Below are 9429 nucleotides of genomic sequence, written 5' to 3' on the forward strand. Positions count from 1 at the left end.
GCCCGCGACGGCGCCGACGAACAGGCCGGCGCGGGCCGCCTTGCGCCCGGTCCGGTAGTCGCGAATCCGCCAGCCCTGCCCGCGCGCGTGCGCGCGCAACTTGGCGTCGGGGTTGATCGCCACCGGGTCGCCGACCAACCCCAGCATCGGCAGATCGTTGGAGGAGTCGCTGTACGCCGAGCAACGGGACAGGTCGAGGCTCTCGCGGACGGCCAGCGCCCTGATCGCCTCGGCCTTGGCCGGGCCGTGCAGCATGTCGCCGACCAGCTGCCCGGTGTAGACGCCGTCGACGTGCTCGGCGACCGTGCCCATCGCGCCGGTCAGGCCGAGGCGCCGCGCGATCACCTGGGCGATCTCGATCGGCGCCGCGGTCACCAGCCACACGCGCTGCCCCTGGTCGAGGTGGAGCTGTGCCTGGGCGCGGGTGCCGGGCCAGATGCGGTGCGCCATCGCCTCGTCGAAGATCTCGTCGCTGAGCTCCTCGAGCTCGGTGACGGTGTGCCCCGCGATGAAGCTGAGTGCCGAGTTGCGGGCCTCGGCGACGTGCTCGGGGTCCTCGACGCCGACGATGCGGAAGTAGGCCTGCTTGTACGCCGCCCCGAGGATGTCGCGGGTGGTGAAGAACTTCCGGCGGTGCAGACCCTTGGCCAGGTGGAAGATGCTCGCGCCCTGCATGATCGTGTTGTCGACGTCGAAGAACGCCGCAGAGGTGGGGTCGTGGGGGACATCGAGAGCAGACTCCACCTCGGTGGCTGCCGCCGCGGCCTCCCCGGCCATCGTCGAGCGCTGCTTGAGGTCGATCCTCCGGGAGGCGGTGCGCTTGTCTGTCACACCGCAAGCCTAGCCATCTCCCATGTGGAAGGATCTGCGCATGACGAACTCCGTCGCCGACCTTCTGACCGCGGCAGCCCGCGAGATTCCCGACGTGACTGCCGTGGTGGAGGCCGCCGGTGGTCGTCGGGTGTCGTGGGCCGAGCTCGACGACGAGGTCGACCGGGTCGCCACCGGGTTCGGGACCGAGGGGGCGGTCGCCGGCTACCGCGTCATGCTGGTGCTCGGCAACCGCATCGAGTTCATCACCTCCTACCTCGGCGCGCTGCGTGCGCAGCTGGTCGTCGTACCGGTCAACCCGCGCTCGACCGCCAACGAGCTGGCCCGCATGCTGGCCGACTCCGGCGCCCGCATCGTGGTGGCCGACCCCGACACCGTGACCGTCGTGCGCGAGGCCCTCGAGATCGTCGAGCGGGCCCGCAACGGCGAATTCGAGGGCATCGACCCGGACCAGCTGGCCGACGTGCCCCGGCCCCGTCTGGTCGCGGTCGGCACGACACTCAACCCGGGGGAGCGCTCCTACGACCAGCTCGCCGCCAGCCACGGTCGGTCGCTGCCCCCGCTCCAGGACGCCGAGACCCTCGCGGCTCTCCTCTACACCAGCGGCACCTCGGGCCGTCCCCGCGCGGCCATGCTCAGCCATCGGGCGCTGCTGGCCAACGTGGAGCAGATCGCGGCAGTCGAGCCGCCGATGCTGGCCGCCGACGACGTCGTCCTCGGGGTGCTCCCGCTCTTCCACGTCTACGGTCTCAATGCGGTCCTCGGTGGCGCGCTGCGGTTGCGGGCCCGGGTCGTGCTGGCCGACGGCTTCGACCCCGGTGGCACCCTCGACCTGATCGAGGACGAGGCGATCAGCGTGGTCCCGGTCGCGCCGCCGGTCTTCGCGCACTGGCTGCCCATGGACGACCTTGCCGAGAGGCTCGGGCCGGTGCGACTGGTGCTCTCCGGCTCCGCGCCCTTGGCCGCCGAAGTGATCGACGACTTCGTGGACAGGGCAGGCGTCGTGGTCCACCAGGGCTACGGGCTGACCGAGGCCGCGCCGGTGGTGACCTCCACCCTGTGCAGCAAGAAGGCCGAGGCGGGCTCGGTCGGTGCCCCGTTGCCCGGCATCGAGATCCGGTTGCGCGACGAGGACGGCGGCCCCGTCGAGAGCGGGGACCCCGGTGACATCGAGATCCGCGGCGACAACCTCTTCAGCGGTTACTGGCCCGACGGTCGGGAGGGGCCCGCCGACGACGGCTGGTGGCCCACCGGCGACGTCGGCATCGTCGACCCCGACGGCGACCTGTTGCTGGTCGACCGCCGCAAGGACCTGGTCATCGTCTCCGGGTTCAACGTCTACCCCTCCGAGGTCGAGGACGTCATCAACGAGGTGCCCGAGGTCAGGGCCTCCGCGGTGATCGGCGCTGATGACGACCGCACCGGTGAAGCCGTGGTCGCCTACGTCGTGTCCGACGGATCCGCGGACGACGAGCGGGTGCGGGCCGCCGTACTCGACGCGTGTGGCCGCCAGCTGGCCCGCTTCAAGCAGCCGTCGGTGGTGCACGTGGTCGACGAGTTGCCCTACACCGTGACCGGCAAGGTGCAGAAGGGCCGGCTTCGTGCAGCCGCGCGGCGACGCGTCGCGCTGTTCGAGGAGCCCGCCGACGAGCAGACCGGTGACTGAGCCCCGGGTCCGGCTCTATTCCCGGGCGGGCTGTCACCTGTGCGACGAGGCCCGACTCGTGATCGAGCGGGTCTGCGTCGAGCTGGGTGAGACGTACGACGAGGTCGACATCGATGCCGACCCCGAGACGCAGGCGAGGTTCACCGACGAGGTTCCGGTGACGTTCGTCGACGGCAGGCAGCACGACTTCTGGCGGGTCGACGAGACCCGACTGCGGCGCGCACTGGGCAGTTGAGCGGCACCCCGCTGAGGTGAGCCATCTCACCTGTGGTAGCCGAGGGTCGGACTCGTTTTGTTCTTCCGTTCACAAACTCCTAAAGTGATCGAGTCGCGAGGAACACCGCCCCGCATTCCACCGGGGTGATGAATCGTGCCTCGCGGCGCCCTGGAGACGAGACAATTGACCGCACGGACGCCCGCCGCCGGCAGCCCCCATGGGGCTGCGCCTGTCGACGGCGTCGCCCGAGTCGGAGGCCGTGAGATCCCCGAGGCCACGGTGGCCCGGTTGCCGATCTACCTCCGGGCGCTCACCACGCTCGTCGAGCGCGGCATCGGCACGTGCTCCAGTGAGGACCTCGCCGCCGCCACCGGCGTGAACAGCGCGAAGCTGCGCAAGGACCTCTCCTACCTCGGCTCCTACGGCACCCGCGGGGTCGGCTACGACGTCGACTACCTGCGCTACCAGATCGCCCGCGAGATCGGGGTGACCCAGGACTGGCCGGTCGTCATCGTCGGCATCGGCAACCTCGGCAACGCCCTGGCCAACTACTCCGGATTCCGTTCCCGCGGGTTCCGGGTGGTGGCCCTGCTGGACGCCGCACCGGAGCGCCACGCCGAGGCCGTGGCCGGCCTCGAGGTGCGACCGTTCGACGACCTGGAGCAGATCGTCGCGGCCGAGGCCGTCTCGATCGGCGTCATCGCCACCCCGGCAGTCGCTGCCCAGGACGTCGCCGACCGGATGGTCGCGGCCGGTGTGACCAGCATCCTCAATTTCGCCCCGACCGTGCTGTCGGTGCCGGACGGTGTCGACGTACGCAAGGTCGACCTGTCGATCGAACTCCAGATCCTCGCCTACCACGAGCAGCGCAAGGCGGCTCCCGACGGGGAACTGGGCCCAACACCTGACCAGGAGGTGATCGCGTGAGCATTCTCGTGGTCGGAATCTCCCACCGGACCGCTCCGGTGGACCTGCTCGAACGACTCGCGCTCGACGAGGACGGCGTGGCCAAGCTGCTGGCCGACGTGATCGGTGTGGATCACGTGGCCGAAGCCACCGTGCTGGCCACCTGCAACCGGCTCGAGGTCTACTCCGAGGTCGAGCGGTTCCACGGCAGCGTCGAGGAGATCTCGCGTCTCCTGTGCGACCGCGGTGCCGGCCTGGCCCTCGACAACGACCTGCTCTCCTGCCTCTACGTCCACTACGACGACGGGGCCGTCTCCCACCTCTTCCACGTCGCCTCCGGGCTCGACTCGATGGTCGTCGGCGAGGGCCAGATCCTCGGTCAGGCCCGCGAGGCCCTGCGCTTCGGCCAGGAGTCCGGCACGGTCGGCCCGGCGCTCAACGTGCTGTTCCAGCAGGCGCTGCGAGTCGGCAAGCGCTCGCACGCCGAGACCGACATCGACCGTGCTGCGCCCTCCATGGTGACCGCGGCCCTCGACCTGGCCACAGCCGAGGGCGACAGTGTCGCCGGCAAGCGCGTGGTCGTGATCGGCGCCGGCGCCATGGCCGGACTCTCGGTCGCCACCGTGGCCCGTCTCGGTGCCGCCGACATCTCCGTGCTCAACCGCACCGAAGGCAACGCCGACCGCCTCGCCGCCGAGTACGGCGCCCGGTCGCTGCCGTTGTCCGAGATCGCCACCGAGCTGGCCGAGGCCGACCTCGTGGTCTCCTGCACCGGCGCCACCGGTCAGGTGGTCTCGGCGGCCCAGGTCGCGGCGGCCCGGGCAGGCAACCCGAACCCGATGGTCTTCCTCGACCTGGCCCTGCCCCACGACGTCGATCCGGCGGTCGCCGACCTCCCCGGGATCTCGGTCATCGACCTGCGCCGGTTGGCCTCCGACCTCGCCGAGACCGAGGGCGCTCTCGAGGTCATCGGCGTGCGCGAGATCGTCGGCCAGGAGGTCGCCGCGTTCGTGACGGCGCGCCGCAAGGCCAGCGTCACACCGACTGTGGTCGCCCTGCGCAGCATGGCCACCGACGTCGTCGACGCCGAGATCGAACGGCTCCTGACCCGACTGCCCGACCTCGACTCGTCCTCCCGGGCCGAGGTCGAGATGGCGGTCCGTCGCGTGGCCGACAAGCTGCTTCACCAGCCCACCACCCGGGTGAAGGAGCTCGCGAACGAGACCGGTGCGGTGTCCTACGCCGCCGCCCTGCGCGAGCTCTTCGCCCTCGACCCGGAGGCCGTCGATGCGGTCACCAGGCCGGAGCGTCCCGCATGAAGAACACCCTCAAGATCGGCACCCGCGCCTCGCTGCTGGCCCGCACCCAGTGCGGTCACGTGGCCGAGATGATCCGCGAACGCCTCGGCGTCGAGGTCGAGCTGGTCGAGATCACCACCGAAGGTGACGTCAGTCGGGCACCACTCGCCTCACTGGGTGGCACCGGCGTCTTCGTCAGCGCCCTGCGCGACGCACTCCTCGACGGCCGGGTCGACGTGGCCGTCCACTCGCTCAAGGACATCCCCACCGCGCCCGCAGAGGGCATCACGCTGGGCGCCGTACCCCCGCGTGAGGACCCGCGCGACGTCCTCGTCGCCCGCGACGGGCTCACCCTCGGTGAGCTTCCCCCCGGGTCCGTGGTGGCCACAGGGTCGCCCCGACGGGCCTCCCAGCTCGGCGCCCTGGGCCTCGGTTTGGAGATCGTCGGACTTCGCGGGAACATCGACACCCGGGTCGGCAAGGTCACCTCGGGAGAGGTCGACGGCGTGATCCTGGCCCGTGCCGGGTTGGCTCGCATCGGGCGGCTCGAACTGGTCACCGAGGCCATCGATCCGATCCAGATGTTGCCGGCCCCGGGACAAGGAGCACTCGCCGTGGAGTGCCGCACCACCGACACGGAGCTGGCAGCAGGATTGCGCGAGCACCTCGACGACCGGTTCACCCGAGCCGCAGTCGAGGCGGAGCGGGCGGTGCTCAGCACGCTGGAAGCCGGATGCTCGGCCCCGGTGGGAGCACTGGCCGAAGTGGTCGACGACGGGCAGGACGGACACGAGGTCTGGATCCGCGCCGTGGCGTTGTCCCACGACGGCACGATCGACATCCGCAGGTCGGCGAGTGGCCCACTCGCTGATGCGGCAGGAGTGGGCACCCGGTTGGCCGCCGGGATGCTCGAAGAAGGCGCAGCAGAACTGATCGACACACCAGGTAGAAGGCAGCAGGCATGACTGGACGAAAGATCAAGACCACGCCGGCCCCCGCATCCGTGCAGGGCTCGTCAATGATCCCTTCGCAGGCACGCGGGTGGGTGGCATTCGTGGGCAGTGGCCCCGGTGACCCCGACCTGTTGACCGTGCGGGCGGTCGAGCTGCTCCGCGACGCCGAGGTCGTCGTCACCGAGCTGCCCGAGCACGCCGCCCTCGTGCGCACCGTGCTCGGCATCCCCGAGCCACGGGTGCTCGTCGACGACGACGGCAACGAGACGCTCGAGGATGTCGCCGGCCCGGAGTTCGTCGACGGTGGCTTCGGCCCCGACGGCCAGCCCCTGACCCACGCGAACCGCGCCAAGGTCGTGGTCAAGCACGCCAAGCGCGGGGTGCGCGTCGTCCGCCTGATGAACGGCGACCCGTTCCTCTACGCCTCCGGCCCCGAGGAGGCGCAGGCCTGCGCGAAGAATGACATCGGCTTCGAGATCGTGCCCGGCGTCTCGTCGGCCACCGCTGTCCCGGCGTACGCCGGCGTGCCGCTGACCACGCGCAACAACCGCGAGGTCGCCGTGGTCACCTGTGGCGACAAGATCGACTGGAGCCGGTACGCCGACAACCGCACCCTGGTGCTGCTCTCCGCGGTCGGCTCGATCGGTGACATCGCCAAGGCGCTGATCGAGGCGGGTCGCCCGGGGACGACGCCGGTCGCGATGACCCAGTCCGGGACGACCACCACCCAGGCCACCGTCACCTCGACGCTGGAGCGGATCGCGGCCGACGCCCGGGCCGCCAAGATCGCCCCGCCGGCGATCACCGTGGTCGGCGACGTGGTCAACCTGCGCGAGACGCTGTCCTGGTTCGAGACCAAGCCGCTGTTCGGCTGGCGCGCGCTGGTGCCTCGCACCAAGGAGCAGGCCGGCAGCCTGACCGCACGGCTGCGTGGCTACGGTGCCGTTCCCGAAGAGGTGCCGACCATCTCCGTCGAGCCGCCGCGCAACCCGCAGCAGATGGACAAGGCCGTTCGTGGTCTGGTCGAGGGTCGCTACGAGTGGATCGCGTTCACCTCGGTCAACGCGGTCCGGGCCGTGCGCGAGAAGTTCGAGGAGTACGGCCTGGACGCGCGTGCCTTCTCGGGCCTCAAGATCGCCGCGGTCGGCGACAAGACCGCTGCCGCGATCGCCGCGTGGGGCCTGCGCGCCGACCTCGTGCCCTCGGGCCAGCAGTCCGCTGCCGGCCTGCTCGAGGACTGGCCGCCGTACGACGACGTGCTCGACCCGATCAACCGGGTCTTCCTGCCCCGTGCCGACATCGCCACCGAGAACCTCGTGGCCGGTCTCATCGACCTGGGCTGGGAGTGCGACGACGTCACCGCCTACCGCACGGTGCGGGCCACGCCGCCGCCGGCGCCGACGCGGGACGCGATCAAGTCGGGCAAGTTCGACGCGGTCGTGTTCACCTCGTCCTCGACGGTGCGCAACCTGGTCGGCATCGCCGGCAAGCCGCACCCCTCCACGATCATCGCGGTGATCGGTCCGGCCACGGCCAAGACCGCCGAGGAACACGGCCTGCGCGTCGACGTGATGGCGAGCGAGCCGTCGGTCGAGGTGCTCGTCGACGCCCTCGCCGACTTCGGTGCCACCCGTCGGGCGTCGCTGATCGAGTCGGGTCAGCCGGTGACCAAGCCGTCCGACCGCAAGCCGTCGACCCGTCGCCGGGCCACCACCAGCTGATCATCGCCTGACGTCCTGCGTTGCGGTTGCCCCGGCCGCCGCCACGCAGGACGTCGTGCGGGACGTCCTACGCTGGGGGTCGTCCTGACAGCCGCATCGCACGGCATCCGGCCAGGCCACGAACGCCGAGGAGTCACCGATGGAGTTTCCGACAGTCCGACCCCGCCGCCTGCGTCGTACGCCGGCACTGCGCGCGATGGTCGCGGAGACCTCTCTCGAGGCGCGCCAGCTGGTGCTGCCCGCCTTCGTGCGTGAGGACGCCACCGAGCCGGTGCCGATCTCCTCGATGCCGGGCGTCGTGCAGCACACCCGGTCGTCGCTGAAGGCGGCCGCGGCGGAGGCCGCCGAGCTGGGGCTGGGCGGCATCATGCTGTTCGGCGTCCCCTCGGCGAAGGACGCGACCGGCTCGGGGGCACTCGACCCGGGCGGCATCCTCAACGTGGCGATCGCCGACGTCGCGGCCGAGGTCGGCGACGCGCTCACCGTGATGAGCGACCTGTGCCTCGACGAGTTCACCTCCCACGGGCACTGCGGTGTGCTCGATGCGGAGGGCCGCGTGGACAACGACGCCACGCTCGAGGTGTACGCCGAGATGGCGCGCGCGCATGCCGCCGCCGGGGTCGACATGGTCGGCCCGAGCGGCATGATGGACGGTCAGGTGCGGGTGATCCGCTCCGCGCTCGACGAGGCCGGTGCCGCCGACGTGGCGATCCTGGCCTACTCCGCGAAATACGCCTCCGCGTTCTACGGTCCGTTCCGTGAGGCCGTCGGCTCCTCGTTGCAGGGTGACCGACGCACCTACCAGCAGGACTCCGGCAACGCCGTCGAGGGCGTGCGCGAGGCCTTGCTCGACATCGAGGAGGGCGCCGACCTGGTCATGGTCAAGCCCGCCCTCGCCTACCTCGACGTGATCCGCCGGGTGCGCGACGCGGTCGACGTGCCGGTGGTGGCCTACAACATCTCGGGGGAGTACTCCATGGTCGAGGCCGCCGCCGCGAACGGCTGGATCGAGCGGGAGCCGGCGATCCTGGAGACCCTGCTCTCGATCCGCCGGGCCGGTGCGGACGTCGTCCTGACCTACTGGGCCGCCGAGGCCGCACGCCTGCTCCGCCGCTGAGGTTCGTCGCGACTCATCGCCGCCGGACCGCTGGACTTCCGGCCTTCCGACCTTCCGGGCCTTCCGTCGGGCCTCCCGGACCACAGGACAGGTAAGTGGCCGGCTGCCGGGCGGATCTGAGCGTGAACCGCGCGCAGAGCGCCTCACTCACCTGTCGCGCGGTCCGTTTCGCTGCCGTCGCTGCGCCCGAGCTCGGCGTTGCCGGGTCGAGTCACCTGTTCCTTGGTCCTCTGCGCCTGTGCACCGTCCCGCTTGCAGGAGCCGACTGCGATCCGGTGCACACGGGCCGCACACGCGTCACGCGCTGCCGCGTGCCGATGACGAACGGCACATGGAAAACGGCCCGAACTCCGTGAGGAGTCCGGGCCGTTCTCGATGCTCAGGCGGTCACTTCGGCGTGTTTGCCAGCGATGTGACGCATTGGTCGCGGTCATCCATCAGGTTCAGCGTCGTAAGCAGTTGCGTGAGGTCAAGTCCAAGCGGGTTGGTCACGCCTTTGAGCACCTCGTTGGTGCAGGCGACGAGAGCCTCAGCTCTGGTCCACAACTGCTCAGCCGGCTCATCGGCGGGAGTGCCGGTGTTTGGAATGTCGTCTTCGGGGTTGTTGCTTCCGCCCTGGTTGGCGCCACCAGTGCCGGCGCCAGGAATGTCGGTGTTGGTGCCACTGCCGCCGGTGCTACCGGGATCCTGTGTGGTCGTATTGCCTGGGTCGTTCGAACT

Annotated in this window: 9 protein-coding genes; 7 read left to right on the forward strand and 2 right to left on the reverse strand. The window is 70.7% G+C overall.

The features are described from left to right. A partial coding sequence (locus tag NJ4_RS24395) for an HAD family hydrolase (RefSeq protein ID WP_407668096.1) occupies window positions 1–831 on the reverse strand: 831 nt, incomplete at its 3' end. A 40-nt stretch (window positions 832–871) separates the two neighbouring features. Here NJ4_RS24395 and NJ4_RS24400 point away from each other — a divergent pair. The 7 genes from NJ4_RS24400 to hemB all read left to right on the forward strand — a co-directional run bounded on the left by NJ4_RS24400 (window position 872) and on the right by hemB (window position 8709). Then, on the forward strand, window positions 872–2497 hold the full coding sequence (locus tag NJ4_RS24400; RefSeq protein ID WP_067441926.1) for a class I adenylate-forming enzyme family protein: 1626 nt from the start codon (window positions 872–874) through the stop codon (window positions 2495–2497). Continuing rightward, complete coding sequence (locus NJ4_RS24405; protein WP_067441929.1) at window positions 2490–2732, forward strand: glutaredoxin family protein; 243 nt, start codon at window positions 2490–2492, stop codon at window positions 2730–2732. Before NJ4_RS24400 ends, NJ4_RS24405 begins: the two co-directional genes overlap by 8 nt. 165 nt (window positions 2733–2897) lie before the next feature. Then, the gene (locus NJ4_RS24410) at window positions 2898–3641 is read left to right on the forward strand and encodes a redox-sensing transcriptional repressor Rex (RefSeq protein ID WP_082749125.1); all 744 of its coding nucleotides are present in this window, start codon (window positions 2898–2900) and stop codon (window positions 3639–3641) included. Continuing rightward, window positions 3638–4939, forward strand: coding sequence for a glutamyl-tRNA reductase (locus NJ4_RS24415; RefSeq protein WP_067441932.1), 1302 nt, complete (start codon window positions 3638–3640; stop codon window positions 4937–4939). Before NJ4_RS24410 ends, NJ4_RS24415 begins: the two co-directional genes overlap by 4 nt. After that, complete coding sequence (hemC, locus tag NJ4_RS24420; protein ID WP_067441935.1) at window positions 4936–5883, forward strand: hydroxymethylbilane synthase; 948 nt, start codon at window positions 4936–4938, stop codon at window positions 5881–5883. Before NJ4_RS24415 ends, hemC begins: the two co-directional genes overlap by 4 nt. After that, the gene (locus NJ4_RS24425; RefSeq protein ID WP_067441938.1) at window positions 5880–7592 is read left to right on the forward strand and encodes a bifunctional uroporphyrinogen-III C-methyltransferase/uroporphyrinogen-III synthase; all 1713 of its coding nucleotides are present in this window, start codon (window positions 5880–5882) and stop codon (window positions 7590–7592) included. Before hemC ends, NJ4_RS24425 begins: the two co-directional genes overlap by 4 nt. A 139-nt stretch (window positions 7593–7731) precedes the next feature. Further along, complete coding sequence (gene hemB / locus NJ4_RS24430) at window positions 7732–8709, forward strand: porphobilinogen synthase (RefSeq protein WP_067441941.1); 978 nt, start codon at window positions 7732–7734, stop codon at window positions 8707–8709. A gap of 387 nt (window positions 8710–9096) precedes the next feature. Here hemB and NJ4_RS26170 read toward each other — a convergent pair. Continuing rightward, window positions 9097–9429 (reverse strand): hypothetical protein (locus NJ4_RS26170; protein WP_217996986.1); only part of this gene is annotated, 333 nt, incomplete at its 5' end.

This window comes from Nocardioides jensenii JCM 1364 = NBRC 14755 (genome assembly GCF_001552535.1).
GTDB classification, from domain to species: Bacteria; Actinomycetota; Actinomycetes; order Propionibacteriales; family Nocardioidaceae; genus Nocardioides; species Nocardioides jensenii.